Genomic DNA, 631 nt, shown 5'->3' on the forward strand with positions numbered 1-631 from the left:
GAGCGGCACCGCAACCGTTGCTGCACCGACCGACGACGTCTACAAAGACGCCGGCTCCGTGCAGGCCACTATCAGCACTGCCACCGGTGGCAATTTCGAGAACCTCGTTCCGAGCACCACGCCAGCGGTCACCCAGGTCACCGACACCATCGACACGTCGACGGTCAAATTGACCGCCGATACCTCGGTGGCTGAGGGTGGCACCGTCACTTACACCGCCACGGTTGGTGCGCCGGTTACCGGTTCGCCAGTGGTCGTGACGTTGGCCAACGGCCAGAACATTACCATCGCTGTCGGTCAAACCACCGGTACCGCGACCTTTGCCGCACCCAACGATGCGCTGACTGGCAATGCGCCGATCACCAACGCGATCACCAATGTGAGCGGCGGCAACTTTGAAAATCTGGTTGCCGACAAAACTCCGGTATCGACCGCTGTGACTGATGTCGCCGACACCACCAACCTGTCGCTCAGCGCGACCGGCTCTGTAGCAGAAGGTGGCTCGATTGTTTACACCGCAACGCTGACCAATCCGGCCGGCACACCGGTCACCGTAACCCTGTCGAACGGCGCCGTAATCACCATCAAAGCGGGCGAAACGAGCGGCACCGCAACCGTTGCTGCACCGACT

The 631-nt window shown here is 61.6% G+C and carries 1 protein-coding gene; it reads left to right on the plus strand.

Going from position 1 to position 631, the window contains the following annotated elements:
* A partial coding sequence (locus HU727_RS25505) for an immunoglobulin-like domain-containing protein (protein WP_217847157.1) occupies positions 1-631 on the plus strand: 631 nt, incomplete at both ends.

Origin of the sequence: Pseudomonas khorasanensis (assembly GCF_014268505.2) — a bacterium.
In the GTDB taxonomy this organism is placed as follows: Bacteria; Pseudomonadota; Gammaproteobacteria; order Pseudomonadales; family Pseudomonadaceae; genus Aquipseudomonas; species Aquipseudomonas khorasanensis.